The organism is Thermodesulfobacteriota bacterium (genome assembly GCA_030583865.1).
Classification (GTDB): domain Bacteria; phylum Desulfobacterota; class GWC2-55-46; order GWC2-55-46; family GWC2-55-46; genus UBA5799.
This window is the reverse complement of sequence record CP129479.1, coordinates 748,354-767,679: the sequence shown is the minus strand read 5'-3', so window position 1 is coordinate 767,679 and position 19,326 is coordinate 748,354. Positions and strand designations below refer to the sequence as shown.

Below are 19,326 nucleotides of genomic sequence, written 5' to 3'. Positions count from 1 at the left end.
TTTGTTCCCTATTGGAGAATAAAAAGCGGCGCATATATGACAATATGTGAGCATTTTAATCCCGGCCTGACACAGAGTCCGGGGAAAGGATCAATTTTTAGAGATTGCCTTGTTCTGGAAGGCGGTGAGTTCTTTAATGCCCTTTGAGGCGAGCGAGATGAGCTCAGCCATCTCGCCGGATGAGAAAGGCGAAAGCTCAGCCGTGCCCTGGACCTCGATGAACCTGCCGTCGCCGGTCATTATGACGTTCATGTCGACTTCGGCCTTCGAGTCCTCCTCGTAGTTGAGGTCGAGGACAGGCACGCCGCCCACTATCCCGACGCTTACTGCCGCGACAGAGTCCCTGAGCGGTATGGAGTCGAGGAGGCCCTGCTTGACAAGCTCGCTCAGGGTGTCGTGGACGGCGATGTAGGCGCCCGTTACGGAAGCGGTCCTCGTGCCGCCGTCCGCCTGTATTACGTCGCAGTCTATGTAGACGGTCCGCTCTCCGAGCGCCTGCATGTCCGCGATTGCCCGGAGCGACCTCCCGATAAGCCTCTGTATCTCGTGCGTCCTGCCGCCGACCTTCCCGGAGACGGCCTCCCTCTGGATCCGTTTCTTCGAAGACCTCGGGAGCATCGCGTACTCGGCGGTGAGCCAGCCCCTCCCAGTGCCGGCGAGGAATGGCGGGACCCTCTCCTCGACGGTCGCGGCGCAGATTACCTTCGTATCTCCCATCTCGAAGAGGACCGAGCCCTCCGCGAACTTGAGATACCGGCGCTCTGCCGCTATCTTCCTGAGTTCGTCGGGCCTTCGCCCGTCCGCCCTGTCAATCCCTGCCGCTGACTTCAATATACCCCCTTTTCCTTGCGAGCGCGTCCTTGAAGCTCAATATGCCTTCGGCTATCGATTCGGCCAGCTTTGCCTGGCCGTCGGTCCTTGAAAGCCATTTTTCCTCGGACGGGTTCGAGATGAAGCCGACCTCTATGAGCACGGCGGGCATGGTCGCGCCCACGAGCACCGTGAACGGGGCCTGCTTGACGCCGCGGTTCTCCCTGCCGGTGCCGCCGACCATCGTCGTGTGTACCACTTCGGCAAAGGACGAGCTCTCGTGGTGCGACATCGTGTTCGCGAGGTCGAGGAGTATGCTCTTGAGGTCGTCCTCCGCGCCCGCTGCCGCCTGCCTGGCGCCGCCAAGCTGCCCGGCGCTGTTCTCAAAGGCCGCAAGCCTCCTTGCGTCCTCGTCCGTGGCCTCGAAGCTAAGGAAAAAGGTCTCTATGCCGACGGCGTCCTTGTTCAATGCGGCATTGGCGTGTATGCTTATAAAAAGGTCCGCTCCGTTCCTGTTCGCGAAGGCCGTCCTCTCCTCCAGAGGGATAAAGACGTCGGCGGTCCTGGTTAGGAGCACCCTTATGTCGTCCCTTTTCTTAAGCGCTTCCGCGAGCCCCAGCGCGAGCCTGAGGGTCACGTGCTTCTCCTCGAGGCCGGAAGGCCCCTTTGCGCCGGTGTCCTCTCCGCCGTGCCCCGGGTCGATGACGACCACCATGTGGCCGGACTCCCTCGGCCCCGCGCCGTTTGCTGCCGCGGAAAAAGAGATGGATATGAGCAGAACGCAGAAGCTGAGGAGGTACTTTCCCATTGGCCTATTGTAAATTCAAAGGCGGCCCAAGTCAATGGGGCCGGCCAGTTTTGCCGGGCCGCGTCGGCCTGCATATCGGAAGTCATATTTGACTGACCGCCGGGATTTGATATGATTATGGGACTCTGTCCTATCCACCTTCCCTCGGAGCCATTATGAAACCGGTAATCTTCACCGACCTCGACGGCACGCTCCTTGATTCAGGATACTCATTCGGGCCCGCTACCGCGGCCCTCAAGAGGATTTCGGAAGAGGCGATCCCGCTGGTTCTCGTTACGAGCAAGACCCGGAGCGAGGTTGAACGAATACGGGAAAAGCTCGGCAACCGCCACCCGTTCATAACCGAGAACGGCGGGGGGGTATACATACCGCGCTCGTACTTCCCTTTTCCAGTGAATGGGGAGGAACTGGACGGGCTCGTGCAAATGAGGCTCGGCTCCGACTACGGGGAGCTGCGCCGCGCCCTCGATTCCATAAGGGCCGTTTCCGGGAAGGCCGTAAAGGGCTTCGGAGACATGACTGTTGAGGAGGTCGGGGTCCTCACCGGCCTCGGCCCGGAGGATGCCGCGCTCTCGAAGGAGAGGGAATTTGACGAGCCCTTCCTCATGGAAGGCGCCTCCCCTGAGGAGGCGAGAAAGCTCGTCGAGGCTGCCGGGTATTCGTTCACAATGGGGCGGCTCTTCCACATTACCGGGCCCAGCGACAAGGGCAAGGCCGTCGAGACGCTCATTCCGATGTACAGGGCCCTTTACGGCAGGATATCGACGATCGGGCTGGGAGACGGGCCGAACGACGCGCCGTTCCTTAAAAAGGTCGACTACCCGGTGCTGGTCATGAACGAGGACGGGGGCTATTGCGACGTAGGGGATATGCCTGGGGTCGTGAGGGCTGAGGGCGTAGGCCCGTCCGGCTGGGCCAGGGCAGTGACCGGCATACTCGACTCAATCAGGTCCTCTTCCGAAGGGTATACCTGCTGACCATGAAAACGCGGACCGAGACAGCCGAAGGGGAAATCCAGGCGAGCAATCTCCCAGACCGCGCCGACATAGTCGTGGGGATAGCGAGCTACAACAACTCGCGCACCATCGGCCACGTGGTGCGGGCCGTTGACGCGGGGCTCGCGAAATATTTTCCATCCGAAAGGGCGGTCATAATAAACTCGGACGGCGGCTCGAACGACAAAACGCCAGAGATCGTCATAAGCGCGAGCGTGGACCACAAGGCCGTGTTCCTTTCGCACAGGATACACCCGGTGAACAGGATAACGACCCCTTACCACGGCATACCGGGGAAGGGCAGCGCCTTCAGGACCATATTCAAGATGGCCTCGGCTCTCGGCGCGAAGGCCTGCTGCGTCGTTGACGCCGACCTCCGCTCGATAACGCCGGAGTGGATAGAGCTCCTCCTCTCCCCGGTATACAAGGAGGGCTTCGACTTCGTCGCCCCCCTGTACGCCAGGCACAAGTACGACGGCACCATCACGAACTCGATAATATACCCGCTCACGCGGTCGCTCTATTGCAGGAAGATACGCCAGCCCATCGGCGGGGAGTTCGGCTTCTCCGGCGAGATGGCGCGGTTCTACGTCGGCCAGGACGTCTGGAACACCGACATTGCACGTTTCGGCATAGACATATGGATGACGACCGAGGCCCTTGCGGGGCGCTTCAAGGTATGCCAGGCGTACCTGGGCGCGAAGATACACGACCCGAAGGACCCTGGCGCGGACCTCCGGGACATGTTCGTGCAGGTGGTCGGCTCTCTCATGTCGCTTACGGAGAAGCACAGCGCCCAGTGGCGCAGTGCCGCGGATTCGGTAGATGTCCCGACCTTCGGGTTCAAATACCAGGTCGGCGTGGTGCCCATAAAGGCGAGCGTGGAGGGGATGCTCCGGCATTTCAGGCTCGGGGCCGAGAACCTCGGAGAGATATGGGCCGGGTTCATGGAAAAGGATACGGTGGACGCGCTTGCCGCGATGGCCAGGGCCGAGGCGGCCTCGTTCCGCTTCCCGAAGGAGATGTGGGTCAGGATCGTCTACGACTACATACTGGCCTACCACGAGAGGAAGCTCCAGCCCGAGCAGCTTTTAAAAACGCTCATACCTCTCTACTACGGCAGGACCGCGTCCTTTTTCCTCGAAACCGTCGACATGAACGACGAGGAGGCCGAGGCCGTGGTCGAGGAGGTCTCAGCCGAGTACGAGCGGCAGAAAGAGTACCTGGTCAGTAACTGGCGAGAGGGGGTCAAAACATGAGGACGATAATAGAGCGGATTTCGGAACACCTTGAGACATTCGGGGAGCAGCTACTTCGGTTCATCCCGGACCTCCTCGTCATAATCATCATAGTGCTGTCGGGTTTTATCGCCGCCGCACTGGTGAGCCGCCTTCTACAGAAGGGCTTCCGGGCAATAAGGTTCGACACCTGGAGCGACCAGATAGGGCTTACCACGGCGTTCAGGAAGGCGGGGATAACGAGCCCTCCGTCGCGCTTCATAGGCTCATTCATATACTGGTTCATCGTGGTCCTCTTCTTCGTCGCAGGGTTCGCGACCCTGGGCTTCCGCGTGACCGACGCGCTTGTCTCCGTCTTTTTCCTGTATCTGCCGCGCTTCTTCTCGGCGGTGATCATAGTGCTCCTCGGGTACTTCATCGCGAACTTCCTCGCAAGGGCCGTCCTTATCGCGGGCGTAAACTCTGGCATCGAATACTCGAAGGCCTTGAGCGAGCTCGTCCGCATACTCCTTCTCGTACTGGCTTTCGCCATGGCCCTTGAGCAGCTCGCGATAGCCCCGAGGATAGTCCTTGCCGCTTTCGTCATTTTCTTCGGCTCCATAGGGCTCGCCGTGGCAGTGGCCTTCGGCATGGCCGGCAAGTCGTACGCGAAGAAGGCGCTGGATTTCCTCCTTTCGAGGCGCGAGGGGGACAACCTTGACCAGCTTTAAAGCCGCTGGCAGGGCCCATGAAGGACTCTTTCACATCCTGGCAGGGCTGAACCGCGTTGCATGACGGCCCTCATGGTGCTACAATAGCCATGACTTTTCACAAGGGACTTTCAAAGCGGCTGCACCGTTTTCCTCGATAATCGTCCAGGACCCGGCTTGCGCGTTATGGCCGGGCTCCAATAAAAAGCCGAACTCGCGATTTCTATAACGGCCTTCCATCCGGAGCGGCATGCGAATCCTTTTTGAAGGGAACGGCTTAGGGGAACACGGGCCGCTCAACACAAGGCAATCTCTTAAAAATTAGAGATTTTCCACGCAATCAAGGAAGGCCTGGAATAAAAAGCGGAGCATATATGAAAATATGTGAGCATTTTTATTCCCGGCCTGACACAGAGTCCGGGGAAAAGATCAATTTTCAGAGGTTGCCATAAGGAGGCACAATGGCTGACTTCTACCACGCCGGCACCATCACGACCCTCCACAGGCTGGGGAGACCGAAGACCGAGCGCCTGCTCGCGGAGCTCGAGCTCTACAGCCTCGTGCGCCCGATAGCGCTGGTCCTGCCCGCGCTCTACTCTGACGTCATGAGCGAGGCCATGAAGGGGATAAGGGAAGAGCTCAAGGGGGCCCGCTTCATAAGGGAAATCGTCCTGGTGCTCGGCCCGGCTACCGACGACGAGTACAGGAACGTGAAGGAGTTCATGTCGGTCCTCCCGCACGAGGTGACGATAATCCACACGAGCGGGAAGAGGATGAAGGAGCTCTACTCGACGCTCGAAGAGAAGGGCGTAAGCCCCGGGAAGGACGGCAAGGGCAGGTCCGCATGGACCGCATACGGCTACGTCATAGCAAGCGGCAAGTCGAGCATAATCGCGCTCCACGACTGCGACATACAGAACTACAGCCTCGACCTCCTGGGGAGGCTCTGCTACCCGGTCGTGAGCCCTACCCTCGACTACGTCTTCTGCAAGGGCTACTACGCGCGCATAACCGACAGGATGCACGGCCGGGTCACGAGGCTCTTCCTCACGCCGCTCGTTAGGGCGCTCCAGAAGATGGTCGTCAACCAGCCGTTCATAGATTTTCTCGACGGCTTCAGGTACCCGCTCGCCGGTGAGTTCTCCATGACCGTGGACGTGGCCAGGATAAACAGGATACCCTGGGACTGGGGCCTTGAGGTAGGGATGCTCGCCGAGGTCTACAGGAACTACACGACCAAGCGCGTATGCCAGGTCGACATAGCCGAGAACTACGAGCACAAGCACCAGATACTCTCGGCCGAGGACCCCTCTACAGGGCTCATGAAGATGAGCATAGACATAGCGAAGTCCATATTCAGGACCGTAGCGTCGGAGGGGGTCGTCTTCTCCGACGGGTTCTTCAAGTCGCTCATGGCCGCCTACCTCAAGATGGCCGAGGACAGCATAGTGAAGTACGAGAGCGACGCGGCGATAAACGGCCTCTTCTACGACAGGCACGAGGAGGCGGCGATGGTCGACGCCTTCACGAGGTCGATAATGGAGGCGGCGAAGACGATAAGCGAAAGCCCGCTCGGGGCCCCCATGATACCGAACTGGAACAGGGTAATATCGGCGACCCCCGGGATACTCGAGCGCCTGAAGGCCGTGATAGAGGAGGACAACAAGCTCGCATTCAGTGCGGCCTCTCGTCCCCCGCAAGGAAGCTCTCAAGAACAGTGAGGAATTTTCCGTAGGAGATCGGCTCCTCCGTGAGCCGCTCCATTGACTGCAGGATGCTTTCGGAGAGTTCCATGTACCTCCTCTTTCCGGTTGCGCGGTAAAGACGGAGGAGGAGCGACGACGCTGCCGAATTCCCCGACGGCAAGTCGTTGTCGTAGAGGTCGCGCTCGCGGACGAAGAGGCGCTCCTGGTCGACGCCGGTATCATAGAAAAGCCCGCTCGATTCGTCGTGGAACAGCTCTATCATCCTCCCGGCAAGCCTCTCCCCCTCTGAAAGCCACTCCTCCTCGCCTGTCTCGTCGTAGATGGAGAGGAGCCCCTCCGCAAGGAGTGCGTAGTCCTCGAGCATCCCCTTCACATCCCCGCTCCCGTCGAGGAAGTACCGGAGCATCCGTCCGTCACGGCCGCGTAGCGACGAGAGGACGAACCTCGCGGTGCGCTTCGCCTCGTCCTCGAAATCGCGCCTCCTGAACGCGCCCGACGCGCTGGAAAGCGCGGAGATGGCGAGCCCGTTCCATGCCGTTATTATCTTCCTGTCGAACTGTGGCGGCTTCCTCCGCGCCCTCGCTTCGAGCATCAGCGCCTTCATCTTCCGAATGTCCTCCGGGACCGGCCCGCCGATATCCCTCTCCCGCCTGTTTACCCTTAGCGTGTTCCTCCCCTCGTAGTTCCCCTCGTCCGTGACGGAGAAGAATTCCATGAACCTTTCTGCCTCGTCACCGAGGGCCTCGCGTATGTCTTCGGGCCTCCAGACATAGTAGGCCCCTTCCACGCCCTCCACGTCCGCGTCCACCGAGGAGTAAAAGCCGCCCATCTCGCCCCGCATCTCGCGGACGAGCCAGGATAGCGTTTCAATCGCGGTCTCCCGGTAGAGCCCGAGGCCGGTCTCCTTGTAGGCCGCGGTGTAAAGGGATGAAAGGAGAGCGTTATCGTAGAGCATTTTCTCAAAATGAGGTATGTCCCAGTTTTCGGCCACCGAGTACCTGTGAAAGCCGCCGCCCAGGTGGTCGTATATCCCGCCTCTGGCCATTGAGGACAGGGTCTTCTTCACCATCGAGATGGCCTCCTCCTTCCCGGTCCTCTTATGGTAGCGAAGCAGGAAGTCGAGGAACATCGCATGGGGGAATTTCGTCCCCCTGCCGAAGCCGCCGTTTATCGGGTCGAAATAGAGGCGCGCGGCGTCATAGGCGATGTCCGCTACCTCGCTCCGGAGCTCTATGGGCGCTATCTCGGCCCTGCCTCCGAGTGTCCTTTCGACGTCGGCCGTAACGGTCTCGATCTTGTCGCGGTTCTTCCTGTATGCGAGGCTCACGGCCAGGAGCACCTTCCTGAAGGAAGGCATGCCCCTCATGTCCTCGGGAGGGAAATACGAGCCCCCGTAGAAAGGCACGCCGTCCGGGGTTGCGAAGACCGTAAGCGGCCAGCCGGCGTGCCCTGTCATGGCCTGCACCGCTTTTATATACAGGCTGTCGAGGTCCGGCCTTTCCTCCCTGTCCACTTTTATATTGACGAAGTTCTCGTTCATTATGCGGGCCGTCTCCTCGTCCTCGAAGGACTCGCGCTCCATCACGTGGCACCAGTGGCACGAAGCGTAGCCGATGCTTATGATCAGGGGCTTATCATCCCTCTTCGCCTTTTGAAGGGCCTCGCTACCCCAGGGGTACCAGTCCACCGGGTTCAGCTCGTGCTGCTTAAGGTACGGGCTCCTCTGGTCTTTCAGGTGGTTGGCCTGGCGGTGTGCGTTTGCCATTACGCGCTCCTTTTTAAGGCAAATCTTAATGAGCACCTGGACTGAACCACGGCTTGTTACGGACGACCTTTTTTTCCTGCGCTTGAGCCAGGGTTTTACGACCGGCTTGATAAAAGCTTATCCCAATTAAATTATACCGCAAGCCGCCGGGCTTTGACACGGGGCTGAACGGTTGTATAATCCCTGAAGCTCGGGTTAAGGACCGATAACCGTTCCCGTTTAGCAGTTCGCTGAAAAACTCGTTTATATTCAGGCTGCCCAAAGCTCCAGGTGCGAGGCCCCATTAGGAGCAGGGAGCGAGGAATGAGGCGTATGTTTTGTATGCGCCGGAGTGTCCAGCGACGAAGATAACGAAGCAGACGGACTTTTCCAGCAGCCTGTTAGAAGGAGGAAAACATGGCAAGGGTGCTCGTCCCCATAGCTCCAGGATTCGAGGAGATAGAGGCGGTGACCATCATCGACATACTCCGGAGGGCCGGGGCCGAAGTAGTTGCGGCGGGAACGGTCCCCGGCCCCATAGAGGGCAGGAGCGGAATACGCATCCTCACCGACGCCTTGATGGACGACATCGGAGCGGACTTCGACATGGTAGTCCTTCCGGGCGGCGCACTGGGAGCTGAAAACCTCAAAAAAGACGAGCGCGTAAGACGGTTAATCAGCGGACTCATGGACAAAGGCCGGAAAGTAGCGGCCATATGCGCCGCGCCTGCCGTGCTATCCGCAATCGGCGTAACCGCCGGTAAGAGAATAACGAGCCACCCTTCGGTGCGCGAAGAGCTCCTCTCAAGGAACGAGGCCGTTTCAAATGAGCGGGTCGTAACGGACGGAAACATCATGACCAGCCAGGGGCCGGGCACGGCGATGGAGTTCGCGTTCAGGCTTGTGGAGGCCCTTTTCGGAAAAGAGAAAGGCGAGGAAGTAAACAAGGGGGTGCTGGCAAGACTTTAGCTCCAGGGAGCCTCTATTCGAAAAGCCCCTTCTGCACGGGTTTCTTTTTTATGCTCCTGGAGGCCATCCGCTTCACTGCTACGAGGGAAGCAGGAAGCTCCTCAAGGAAGGGCGACCTCCTGCATTCTTTCGACTCGCCCCATGTCCTTCTCTTCCGGGCGCGAAGGAGAAAGAGCCTGTCCATCGCCCTTGTCATCCCCACGTAAAAGAGCCTCCTCTCCTCTTCGATGTCGCACTCGCCTTTTATCCGCATGGGTATGAGGCCGTCCTCGGCGCCGGCCAGGAAAACGCATCTCCATTCAAGCCCCTTGGCTGAATGAAGCGTCATTATGTTCACCCTGTCCGCGCTTATGTCGATGTTGTCGGAAGGCGTATCGAGCATGAGCTCGTCAAGGAAACGGGCAAGGCCCTTCTTGCCTTCATGGATTGCCACGCAATTCAGGGCGGCCCCGACGACGCCGAGCGCGTCGCTATCAAGGCAGACCTTTTGGGCCTCCCTCATTACGAACTCCCGTAGGACCATGTCTCCAGGGGCTTCGAGGCCGCGCAGGATTTTGACAAACCCCGCCAGGCCAGGCCCGGGCGGCTTTACTATATGGAAGGGGACCGGAGAGCGTGCGAACTCCTCGGCGATAAGCTCCGCCTGCCGGTTCGTCCGGACCAATACCCCGAAATCCGAGAACCTGAGCCCAATATCATCTGAAACGGAAAGGCTCGTGAGCCCGCCCATGAGCTTTTCGATCTCCCCGACTATATGCCTGGCCTCTTCCCTTTCGTCGCCGCACTCGACCTCCTCGACGCTTCCCCCTCCCCTTGCGGGCGCCGCCTCGTTCGGAAGCCTTTCGGTATTTTTCGAGATAAGCGCCTTCGAAGCCTCGGCTATGGCCCTTCCGGAACGGTAATTAGTTCCGAGGCGCACTATTTCAGCGCCTCCGGCCCGCTCGAAATCGAGAAAGCACCTGAGGCTCGAGCCCCTGAATGAATAGATGGCCTGGTCAGGGTCCCCTATCGCAAAAAGGCTTTCCGCGCCTTCGGCGAGGGCCTTCAATAAATCGGCCTGTACGGGGTTGATGTCCTGGTACTCGTCTATCATGATGTGGTCAAAGGGCCTTCCGGCCCTTGAGAGGACGAGCCTGAGCGAGGCGGGCATTATATCGTCGAAGTCTATCGCGTTGAGCGAGGCAAGCCTGTCGGCATACGCGGAGGCAAGCCCCTCACCGGCGCCGTCCGCCGCCATGCCGTTTTTACGGGCGGAAATGCCTTCAAGGGCCTTATCCGGGTCATGAGCGCCAAGCTCCTTCAAGAGGGCCCTTGACTCGTCCCTTGCAAGGAGCCTCAAGGACGGCGTCTCTTCCCTGAGGAGCCTAAGGCCGAGCGAATGGAAGGTGGAGATGTTTTCAGGCCTCGCGCCCGGGAGCGTGGATAAGACCCGCGCCCTCATCTCGCGGGCGGCCCTGTTCGTGAAGGTGACGGCCAGTACCCTTTCGGGCCTTGCCCCGTTTTGGACGAGGTGCGAAAACCTTGCGGCCAGAACTCGGGTCTTTCCGCTCCCAGGCCCGGCGACAACGAGTATCCGCCTCGCCGTAGACCTGGCCGCCTTCTCCTGCGAGCTGTCGAGCTTCATCGGTGCGAGCCCTCCCATGGGTCAGGCAACCTCTAAAAATTTGATATTTTTTGAAATCAAGGAAGCCGGGAATAAAAAGCGGAGCATATATGACAATATTTGAGCATTTTTATTCCCGTAACTACGCAGAATCCGGGGAAAAGATCGATTTTACCTTCCTCAGACCGGGTCTATGTGGACAAAGGACTTCTCTATGGTGCTTATGCTCTCGACCCTGTTCGAGACCTCCTCGCCTATGGCGTGGGACTCCTCGGTCGGCAGGCCCTTGTCCACCCGTATCTGTATCTCGACATGGATAAAGGGGCCGACATAGTGGGCCTTTACGCTCCCGAGCCCCTCCACTCCCGGCACGTCGAGAGCCGCTTCTCTAATCTGCTTAAGGAGCCAGGGGTCGGGAGATCGCCCCATGAGATAATCTATGTTGTCCATCCCTATCCTGTACCCCGTGTACATTATCCATACGCTTATGAGGAGGCCAGCCGCCGGGTCGAGCCAGGCATGCCCGAAAAACGTCCCGGCAAGGCCGATGAGGGCGGCAAACGCGACCGCGACGTCCATGAGCGAATCGAATGCCGTGGCGTTTATGGCGGGGCTCCTGAACATGCGCCCGACCCTCCTGAAATACAGGAACATGCCGCCCTTCGCGGCCATCGTCGCTATAGGGACAAGGAGGACATAGGGCCCGACCTCCGGGCTCGTCCCCTCGATTATGCGCGAGACCGCCTCCCTTATGACCTCGAAGCCCAGTATCCCGGCCAGCACCGCTATTATGAGGCCCGCAATGGGCTCGGCCCTGCTGTGTCCGAACGGGTGGCCTTCGTCAGCCTGCTTGTCGGAAATATAGACGCATATGAAGGTCGAGATGGAGGCGGCGACGTCGTTAAAGGAGTTTATGGCGTCGGAGATGAGGGCGATGCTCCCGGTCAATATGCCGGCAGCGAGCTTCATTGCCAGTAGGCCCGCATTGCCGATGATGTTCAGCATCGTGGCCCTGAAGGCTATGGGGTTCATCTCGAACATCGGGGAAATGGGGGCAAGGTGGAAAGGGCCCTTTAGCGAAGGTTAAGCTTCTCGTGCAGCCGGTTAAGGTTCTGGCGCGCCACCACGTAAAAGCTCTGCGCCCAGGCGAGCGGCACGTTGTAATTGGGCCTGCCGGCTGTATAAAGCTCCGGGACCTGGCCCTCGGGGGTCATTACCGATTCGAGCCTGCGGAGGTAATGCTCGGACTTCTCGATATACTCCACGGGCGGCGAGAATATCTCGCCGAGCCGGAGCGCCTTTATCGCGAGCTGCGAGTAGGCAATGGAAAGCCATGCGAACCCGAGCGGCCACTCGGCCTCGTTCCCGGCGGGGCTGGTCCTGTCGGCATTGTAATAAAGGTCCCCCGGGTACCTTATCACCCCGTGCCTCCTCACGAGCCTTTTTTCCACGTTGGAGATTATCTGAACGGCCTGGCTGTCGTTAATTATATAATAAGGCCACACAAGGCTCAATTGGGCAAGGTCCACGGGCCTCGACGCGGATTCCGAAGGAAGGAGCCTCTCAAGGGCGCTCCTCCCCCGCTCTATGAACTCCTGGGGAACCGGCATGTACTGGTGTATGGGGATGCGGGCCTTGTACTTGTAATGGTAGTAGCCGTCGTCGTGCCACATGGTAAGCCCGGCGAGGACCGCGCCTATGCTCGATGAATGCAGCTCCGGCCCCTCTTCCCAGACCCCGAAGTCCGGGTCCGAATGCCACCTGACGGTGGTAAGGTAGAGGACGATATCCCGGAGGAGTATCTGCGTCTCGGCCTGGTCTGTCGATATTACGTTGTGCCCCTTTTTTATGAGGTCGCCTGTCTTGTAAAGGAAGAGGCCGAAGATATCGAGCTGATGATGTCCCCACTCGCTCGTTATCTCCTCGAGGGTCACCGGGTGCACCCTGGCGTGGATGACCTCGTCCGCGCAGCTCCCGAGATAGGTGCGCTTCCTCGCGCCGTTCGTTATCTTCTGCCTGTACTTCTGGAATATCCTGATTATGAGCCGGTAGCTCTCGATGAGCTTGTCGTACGCGCCCACGTATTCGTTCGCGTACGTCGCGTACATTATGTCCCTGAGCCAGAAGACGTTATACCTGTCGCCGCCCTTGTCCCCGCAGTAATCCGATGCGATGTAGCCGCCGTTAAGCTGCCGGAGTTCCTCAAGGTGCTTGTAGGCGAGCATGAGCTTCTCGTCGTCCTTGAGATCGGTGAAGCTCCGGCCTTTGAGAGCTTCCTTGATGTTTACGGAGAGATGGCGATTGGCGCGGGCCCTGTCCATGGGTATCATGCGCATATGATACTCCAAAGAGGAGGGTACTTCAACAACTTTGCTGCGTGAAATCAAAGGCATTTCGGAGGGTTACAGACAATTCCTGCGGGATGGCCCCTATCAGCTTGCTGAAAAAATCCGTTTTTATTCAGGCTGCTCAAAAAGCTCCAGATGCGAGGCCCCGTTGGAACAGGGGAGCTTAGGAATGAGGCGTACTTTTCGTGTACGCCAGAGTGTCAAGCGACGTAGCCTTCGACGCAGGTGGACTTTTTCAGCAGCCTGCTAGGAGGGCACGAGCACGTTGAGCTTGCGGTACAGGACGGATATCTCAACCTCCCCCTTCCATTGGAAGGGCTCACCGTCGACGTGCGCGTCCTTGATGTCCCGGCCCATGACGACCGCCTTCCTGCCGCGGGCGGTCTCGTACCTGCCGTGCTTCTCTATGCTGCCGTTGAGGAGTCTCCGGGCGAGGCCCAGGGCCGAAAAGATGCCGGTCCTGTGGACGAAACAGAAATCAAGGAGGCCGTCGTCGTTCTCTGCGCCAGGGGCTATCACGGCGCCCCCTCCCAGGTGGCTCGTGTTAGCGGCGGTCAAAAGCAGCGGCCTGCCGTCGATGTCCTTGCCGTCGATGCTCAGGCGGACCGGCCCGGGCCTGAAGCGGAGGAACTCAAACAGCGCCAGTACGAAATACGGCGAAAGCCCCCTCAACCTCCTGCTCAGCCGGCCCTCGTTATAGCGCCTGCTCAGGCGGGCCTCGAAGGCGAAGCCGGCGGTCGAGAAGAAATACCGGCCGCACGCGACTCCGACGTCCATTTTGTTTACCCTGCCGGTCTTAAGGAGCCTTACGGCTTCCTCCACGTCCTCGGGTATCCTGAGCGCACGCGCGAGAGCATTGCCTGAGCCTGTAGGCAGGATGCCCAGGGCGGTATCCTTGCCCACGAGCTCGGACGCAATGTCGTTTATGGTGCCATCACCTCCGCAGGCGAAGACCACCTCATATCCCTTGGCGGCCGCATCGGCTGCGAGGTCCCTCATGCCTGACCTGTCGGCTGCGGACCGTATCTCGAATATGCCCTCGTCCGCATCAAGCACCTTTTTAACAGCCCCGGAGAGGGATTTAAGCCTTCCCGAGCGCCCTGCAGAGGGGTTGAGGATGAAACGGACCTTCAAGCTTCTGCCCTCCCGTAAAAGTAAAGGCAACCTCTAAAAAATGGAGATTATTCCCGCTTTTCCAGGAAGGCCGGGAATAAAAAGCGGAGCATATACGATAACATGTGAGCATTTTTATTCACGTAACTACCCATAGTCCCGGGAAAAGATCGATTTTTAAAAATTGCCTGAAAAGTATAATTTGGAAGCAGGCCTTGATGCAAGGACTAAAGAGGGAGCGGCTGGGCCTGTAAAAAGGTACAGTTGCAAATTTTATACACTGCATGTAAGATATGTAATATTAACACACAAGGGCTTTCATTGGCTCCCCTGCCGTGCCGGTGAAAATGCGGCATGATTGCGGACTCGTACGAGAGCATCAAGAGCTCCCTAAAACGGAGGTCAGCCGTGTTCAGAATCGAGAGCCCTGATTTCAAGGAAGGCGGGCACATCCCGAGGATATACACCTGCGAGGGAGAGAACCTCTCGCCGCCGCTTGCGTGGAAAGGCCCCCCTCCGGGAACAAAAAGCTATGTCCTCGTGCTCGAAGACCCTGACGCTCCAATGGGGACCTTCGTCCACTGGGTCGTCTTCGACCTTCCTCCGGACCTGACCGGTCTTTACAGGGGCGCGGGGAACAACGGGGCAGGGCTCGAAAACGGCATGAAACACGGCATGACGGATTTCGGCCAGATTGGCTATGGGGGGCCGTGCCCGCCCAAGGGGCACGGCATGCACAGGTACAGCTTCGTACTCAAGGCGACCGACCTTGCCTCGCTCGGCCTCGACGAGGGCGCGAAGAGAAGCGAGCTCGAGCGTGCGCTCAAAGGCCATGTGCTCGCGGAGACGCGGATAACGGCGGTATACCAGAGATAGCACGCGAACCGGACAAGCAAACCCACCTCTGAAAAATCCTTTCCGCGCGGTTCAAGGCGACCCCGCTAGCCGCCTCCCCCATCCCCCGTAAAGAAGCAAAGAGAGCAGAAATTAAATGCGTTGAGCGCACCCCTGCGTTGGGGTCGATACAAGGAGTACGAAGACGGGTAGAGGGAGTCTTCTGCCGTAAAGCTCGGCAGTAGCGCAAAATGACTTTTTTTACTTTGGAAGTGAATAGGCGGCAGGCGTTCTAAAGGCAACCTCTGAAAATGGAGATTATTCCCGCTTTTCCCGGAAGGCCGGGAATAAAAAGCGGAGCATATATTGACAATATGTGAGCATTTTTATTCACGTAACCTACGCAGAGTCCGGGGAAAATGGCAATCCTTAGAGGTTGCCTAAAGCTACTTGAGCACCCTTTCGGGCGAGACCAGGTGCCTGGAAAGACCAAGCTCCTTCGGGCTCAGTCCCATCGCGAGCCCCACGAGCTGGGAAAGGTGGAAGACCGGCATGTCGATCCTTTCATCGACCGATTTCTCCGCAAGGCCCTGGTAATTGTCGAGGTTTATGTGGCAGAAAGGGCACGGGGTTACGAAGCAGTCGGCCCCGTTCCTCTTCCCGTCGAGGAGGCGGACGCCCGTCATCTTCGTGGCGGTCTTCTCCGCCACAAGGTCCACCTGGAAGCCGCAGCACTTGGTCTTGCCCCTGTACTCCACGGGCTCAGCGCCGAGCGCCCTTATCGTGGCCTCGAGCGACCAGGGCTTCTCAGGGTCGTCGAACCCGAGGGCGTCGGAAGGACGCAGGCTGTGGCAGCCGTAAAACGGCGCGACCTTGAGCCGGCCCAAAGGCCTCGTGACCTGCTCTTTAAGCCTTTCCAGGCCATAGTCGCCTGCCAGCACCCATAGTAGCTGCTTCACCTCGACCTTGCCGCTGTAATGGAGCCCGGCGGCTGCGAGCACCTGGTTCGTCTCCTCAAGGAGGCGCGGGTCCCTCTTCAAGTCCCTGTTCGCCGCGCTCATGACCATGAGGCAGGTCGAGCATATGGTCATTATGTCCATCTCCATGGCCTCGGCCTCGGCGAATATGCGGGCATTGAGGGCCAGGTAGAGCTTGTAATCGTAGTCGGTAAGGAGCCCGGCGCCGCAGCAGTTGGCCCTGGGCATGTCGTAAAGCCCTATGCCGAGCTTGCCGGCGATGAGCCTTGTCGCGTCGTTCGTCTCCCTGGTCATGTGCTGGGAGACACAACCGGGATAATAGGCGTATTTCAGTTCTTCGGCCAACCCTACTCCTCCTTCTTCGGCTTTAGTCCTGACTTCTTCTCAATCTCGTCGTAGATGGCCCTGACCTCGTCTATCTCCATTATCTGCGGGAAGAGGTACGGGCGTGGCATCTTGCCGTGCCTCTCAAGCTTGAGCCCGAGCGGTATCATGCCGAGGGAGCGGAGGAAGCCCAGCGTCTTGAATGTCATGGCGGCCTCGTCGAGCCTTCCGAACCTCTCTACCGAATCGGCCATCGCCTCGACGTGCCTGGCCCCGGGGTTGTCGAGGACGCCCGCTTTCATCGCGGCCGAGCGGAGGCTCTCTATCTGCTTAAGCGGCTTTACGTCCTTGGGGCAGTACTGCGTGCAATGTATGCAGCGGACGCAGTCCCATATGCCGTGCTCCTCGGAGAGCCTCTCAAGCCTTTTGGCCTGGTGCCCTTCCCGCACGTCGCCCACAAACCTCCACGCCTTTGCGGAGGCGGCTGGAGCGATAAAGCGCTCGTCTATCTCGAGCGAGTTGCACTCGGCGTTGCAGCAGCCGCACATTATGCACCTCTGGCTCTCGTCTATCCGTGCCTGGTCCTCTATGGTGACCGGGCTTGTTTCGCTGCCTCCGGCGGGCATGAGGAACGGAGCGGCCTTCTCCATCTTCTCCCAGAAAGGGGCCATGTCCACCACGAGGTCCTTTACGACCCTGTGGTTCGCGAGGGGCTCTATTCTCATCGCGCCCATCTTCTCGTACTCGGGTATAACCTGCAGGTTGCACGTGAGCCTTGCGAACCCGTTCACCGTCATGGCGCAGGAGCCGCATATGGCCGAGCGGCACGACCTCCTGAAGGCGAGCGTGGGGTCCTCCTCCTCGGAGATCTTAAGGAGCGCCTCAAGGACGGTCATGCCCTCTGCGGCATCGACAACATATTCACGGTAGTACGGCCCCGGGCTCTCCCTGTCCATGGGGTCGTGCCGCCTTATGCTGAATTTTATTTCCATGAAGCGGATTCTCCTATATTGAACCACTACCGGCAGGAAGGCGGTACTTCAAAGCCTTGATTGGCTGAAAGCCAATTTTCCCCCCTTTCTAAAGGGGGACGAAGGGGGATTAATAATGGTGCGCATGGCGCATCGCCATAAGATAATCTCCCCTTTCCCCTCTTTAAAAAAGAGGGGGAAAACTTGTGCATCGTCTTTTTAGAGGTTGACCAGCCTCAAATTTCACCTCCAAAACACTGGAAGTTTTCGGGAAGGCGAGGGTTTTATCCCATTGTGAGACATTAATACTTTCTCTCCTCCGGCTTAAACCTGGTAATCTTCACGTCCTTGTATCCGACGCTGAAATCATTCCCGCGCTTTACTACGAGCGTGTGCTTGAGCCACTCCGCGTCGTTCCTCTTCGGGAAATCCGTCCTGAAATGCGAGCCCCTGGACTCTTCCCTGTTGAGCGCGCTCACCAGGATGGCTTCCGAGGCGTCGAGCATACTCCGGAGCTCCAGCATATGAAGGAGCTCGGCGTTGAAGCGGTCTCCCTTGTCCACGAGGGCCGCTTTCCCGTACCTCTCCTTCAAGTCCCTTATCTTGTCGAGCCCTTTCCCGAGCCTTTCCCTGCTCCTGAATATCCCGCAGTGCTCCTCCATGACCCCGGCCATCTCGTCCCTTAGCGCGTAGACCCGCTCGCCATTTTCCCTCTTGAGTATTTCGGCGACATCGCTTGCCGCATCGCGCAGGGCCGAATCCGGGAAAGGCGCAAGCCCGGCGGATTCCGCATGCTCGGAGGCCTTTTTTCCGGCGCGCCTGCCGAAGACCACGGCTTCGAGGAGCGAGTTCCCTCCGAGCCTGTTAGCGCCGTGTACGCTTACGCAGGCGCACTCACCGGCTGCGAAGAGGCCCGGTATTCCGGTCTGGCCGTCCATGTCGGCCTGGATGCCGCCCATCGAGTAATGCGCGCCCGGCTTTACCGGCACGGGCGCCTCTATCGGGTCCACCCCGGCGAAGTCCATCGCGAGCTCCCTTATCTGCGATAGCTTCGCCTTTATCGTATCCGCGCCAAGATGCCTCAAATCCAGGAGGACGCATCCGTCCATGCCCCTCCCTTCCTCTATCTCGGTCTGCTCGGCGCGGCTTACGACGTCCCGGCTCGCAAGCTCCTTTACCTTGGGCGCGTACTTCTCCATGAACCTCTCGCCGAGCGAGTTCAAGAGAAAGCCGCCCTCGCCCCTTGCGCCCTCGGTCATGAGTATGCCGGTGCGCTTCAAGACCGTCGGATGGAACTGGACGAACTCCATGTCCATGAGCGGGAGCCCTGCGTCAAGCGCGAGCCCTAGTCCGTCTCCCGTGGATGAGAGCGCGTTGGTTGTCGTCCTGTAGACCCTGCCGTAGCCGCCCGTGGCCATTATGACCGACTTCGAGCGGAGCCTGTGGAGCTTGCCGGTATCGAGCTCCATCGCTATCACCCCGGCGGCCTTGCCGCCCTCGACGACGAGCCTTGTTACGTGCCATTCGTCGTAGATGAAGACCCCGTGCTTCAAGACCTGCTCGTACATGACATGAAGAAGGGCGTGCCCGGTCCTGTCCGCCAGGTAGCAGGTCCGCGGATAGCCGGCCCCGCCGAACGGCCTCTGGGCTATATGGCCTTTGATATCGCGGCTGAATATGGCTCCCATGCCCTCGAGCTCGAGTATGTCCCCCGGGCCCTCCTTGCACATGGCCTCTATCGCGTCCTGGTCGCCGAGCCAGTCGCTCCCCTTGACGGTGTCGAAGGCGTGCGCCTCCCAGGAATCGGTCTCCTTGAGGGCCGAGTTCATGCCGCCCTGGGCCGCGACCGAATGGCTCCTCACCGGATATATCTTGGTCACGAGGGCCGTGTCGAGCCCGCTTCTGGCAGCCTCTATGGCGGCCCTCATCCCGGCGAGGCCGGCGCCGATTATCACGCAGTCATGGGTTACCAGGGTCCTTGTCCTCCGTCACGGTTCGTGGGCATGCGGCAGCAAGCTCCTTTTCAGGCGGCTGCCGTTCATACGACACTCTATAAGGAATCCAGAGCGCATGGAAGAGCTATTTTTCAGAAGCTATCGGCATGGCTAGTAAAAAAACGAACGGCTTAGGAAAGCATATCAGCAATGGAGGCCCCGGTCAAATCGGCCCAAAGGGAGAAAAAAGGCGATGCGCTGGG

The 19,326-nt window shown here is 59.1% G+C and carries 16 protein-coding genes; 6 read left to right on the top strand and 10 right to left on the bottom strand.

The features are described from left to right. Positions 1-90: 90 nt before the first annotated feature. Together rph and QY316_03615 are read right to left on the bottom strand one after the other, a co-directional pair. On the bottom strand, positions 91-813 hold the full coding sequence (gene rph / locus QY316_03620) for a ribonuclease PH (protein ID WKZ34071.1): 723 nt from the start codon (positions 811-813) through the stop codon (positions 91-93). Beyond that, complete coding sequence (locus QY316_03615) at positions 809-1,618, bottom strand: N-acetylmuramoyl-L-alanine amidase (protein ID WKZ33505.1); 810 nt, start codon at positions 1,616-1,618, stop codon at positions 809-811. The genes rph and QY316_03615 overlap by 5 nt, the downstream gene beginning before the upstream one ends. 155 nt (positions 1,619-1,773) lie before the next feature. Between QY316_03615 and QY316_03610 the strand changes: the two genes are divergently transcribed. From QY316_03610 to QY316_03595, 4 genes are all read left to right on the top strand, one after another. After that, the gene (locus QY316_03610; GenBank protein WKZ33504.1) at positions 1,774-2,595 is read left to right on the top strand and encodes an HAD-IIB family hydrolase; all 822 of its coding nucleotides are present in this window, start codon (positions 1,774-1,776) and stop codon (positions 2,593-2,595) included. Positions 2,596-2,597: 2 nt separating this feature from the next. Further along, positions 2,598-3,872, top strand: a complete 1,275-nt coding sequence (locus tag QY316_03605; GenBank protein WKZ33503.1) for a glycosyltransferase — start codon at positions 2,598-2,600, stop codon at positions 3,870-3,872. Next, positions 3,869-4,561, top strand: coding sequence for a hypothetical protein (locus tag QY316_03600; protein ID WKZ33502.1), 693 nt, complete (start codon positions 3,869-3,871; stop codon positions 4,559-4,561). The genes QY316_03605 and QY316_03600 overlap by 4 nt, the downstream gene beginning before the upstream one ends. 440 nt (positions 4,562-5,001) lie before the next feature. Then, the gene (locus QY316_03595) at positions 5,002-6,261 is read left to right on the top strand and encodes a glycosyl transferase (GenBank protein WKZ33501.1); all 1,260 of its coding nucleotides are present in this window, start codon (positions 5,002-5,004) and stop codon (positions 6,259-6,261) included. Here QY316_03595 and QY316_03590 read toward each other — a convergent pair. Further along, positions 6,215-8,011 carry a thioredoxin domain-containing protein gene (locus QY316_03590; GenBank protein WKZ33500.1) on the bottom strand — a complete coding sequence of 599 codons (1,797 nt, stop codon included), beginning with the start codon at positions 8,009-8,011 and terminating at the stop codon, positions 6,215-6,217. The genes QY316_03595 and QY316_03590 overlap by 47 nt on opposite strands. Positions 8,012-8,407: 396 nt before the next feature. Here QY316_03590 and QY316_03585 point away from each other — a divergent pair, with 396 nt between their 5' ends. Then, entirely contained in the window at positions 8,408-8,959 is a 552-nt protein-coding gene (locus tag QY316_03585; GenBank protein WKZ33499.1) for a DJ-1/PfpI family protein, read from the top strand. Positions 8,960-8,972: 13 nt separating this feature from the next. Here QY316_03585 and QY316_03580 read toward each other — a convergent pair whose 3' ends face one another. The 4 genes from QY316_03580 to QY316_03565 form a co-directional block, all read right to left on the bottom strand. After that, positions 8,973-10,583 (bottom strand): ATP-dependent helicase, encoded by a 1,611-nt coding sequence (locus QY316_03580; GenBank protein ID WKZ33498.1) that lies wholly within the window; start codon positions 10,581-10,583, stop codon positions 8,973-8,975. A gap of 159 nt (positions 10,584-10,742) precedes the next feature. After that, positions 10,743-11,594, bottom strand: coding sequence for a cation diffusion facilitator family transporter (locus tag QY316_03575; GenBank protein WKZ33497.1), 852 nt, complete (start codon positions 11,592-11,594; stop codon positions 10,743-10,745). Between the two features lie 41 nt (positions 11,595-11,635). Then, on the bottom strand, positions 11,636-12,892 hold the full coding sequence (locus tag QY316_03570; protein WKZ33496.1) for a glycoside hydrolase family 15 protein: 1,257 nt from the start codon (positions 12,890-12,892) through the stop codon (positions 11,636-11,638). Between the two features lie 264 nt (positions 12,893-13,156). Beyond that, entirely contained in the window at positions 13,157-14,044 is an 888-nt protein-coding gene (locus QY316_03565) for a diacylglycerol kinase family lipid kinase (protein ID WKZ33495.1), read from the bottom strand. Between the two features lie 387 nt (positions 14,045-14,431). Here QY316_03565 and QY316_03560 point away from each other — a divergent pair, with 387 nt between their 5' ends. After that, the gene (locus QY316_03560) at positions 14,432-14,899 is read left to right on the top strand and encodes a YbhB/YbcL family Raf kinase inhibitor-like protein (GenBank protein ID WKZ33494.1); all 468 of its coding nucleotides are present in this window, start codon (positions 14,432-14,434) and stop codon (positions 14,897-14,899) included. Between the two features lie 404 nt (positions 14,900-15,303). Here QY316_03560 and QY316_03555 read toward each other — a convergent pair whose 3' ends face one another. The 3 genes from QY316_03555 to QY316_03545 all read right to left on the bottom strand — a co-directional run bounded on the left by QY316_03555 (position 15,304) and on the right by QY316_03545 (position 19,102). Further along, a complete protein-coding gene (locus QY316_03555) occupies positions 15,304-16,179 on the bottom strand; it encodes a CoB--CoM heterodisulfide reductase iron-sulfur subunit B family protein (GenBank protein ID WKZ33493.1) in 876 nt (291 codons plus the stop codon). A gap of 2 nt (positions 16,180-16,181) precedes the next feature. Continuing rightward, positions 16,182-17,150: a succinate dehydrogenase/fumarate reductase iron-sulfur subunit gene (locus tag QY316_03550; GenBank protein ID WKZ33492.1), complete on the bottom strand. Its 969-nt coding sequence runs from the start codon at positions 17,148-17,150 to the stop codon at positions 16,182-16,184. A gap of 281 nt (positions 17,151-17,431) precedes the next feature. After that, entirely contained in the window at positions 17,432-19,102 is a 1,671-nt protein-coding gene (locus QY316_03545; GenBank protein WKZ34070.1) for an FAD-binding protein, read from the bottom strand. Between the last annotated feature and the right edge of the window lie 224 nt (positions 19,103-19,326).

Excerpts from the sequence above, each read along its gene's own strand:
- QY316_03580 (WKZ33498.1), bottom strand. The coding sequence starts at position 10,583 with ATGAAGCTCGACAGCTCGCAGGAGAAGGCGGCCAGGTCTACGGCGAGG.
- QY316_03575 (WKZ33497.1), bottom strand. The coding sequence starts at position 11,594 with ATGAACCCCATAGCCTTCAGGGCCACGATGCTGAACATCATCGGCAAT.
- QY316_03585 (WKZ33499.1), top strand. The coding sequence starts at position 8,408 with ATGGCAAGGGTGCTCGTCCCCATAGCTCCAGGATTCGAGGAGATAGAG.
- QY316_03600 (WKZ33502.1), top strand. The coding sequence starts at position 3,869 with ATGAGGACGATAATAGAGCGGATTTCGGAACACCTTGAGACATTCGGG.
- QY316_03570 (WKZ33496.1), bottom strand. The coding sequence starts at position 12,892 with ATGATACCCATGGACAGGGCCCGCGCCAATCGCCATCTCTCCGTAAAC.
- QY316_03605 (WKZ33503.1), top strand. The coding sequence starts at position 2,598 with ATGAAAACGCGGACCGAGACAGCCGAAGGGGAAATCCAGGCGAGCAAT.
- QY316_03550 (WKZ33492.1), bottom strand. The coding sequence starts at position 17,150 with ATGGAAATAAAATTCAGCATAAGGCGGCACGACCCCATGGACAGGGAG.
- QY316_03615 (WKZ33505.1), bottom strand. The coding sequence starts at position 1,618 with ATGGGAAAGTACCTCCTCAGCTTCTGCGTTCTGCTCATATCCATCTCT.
- QY316_03595 (WKZ33501.1), top strand. The coding sequence starts at position 5,002 with ATGGCTGACTTCTACCACGCCGGCACCATCACGACCCTCCACAGGCTG.
- QY316_03590 (WKZ33500.1), bottom strand. The coding sequence starts at position 8,011 with ATGGCAAACGCACACCGCCAGGCCAACCACCTGAAAGACCAGAGGAGC.
- QY316_03610 (WKZ33504.1), top strand. The coding sequence starts at position 1,774 with ATGAAACCGGTAATCTTCACCGACCTCGACGGCACGCTCCTTGATTCA.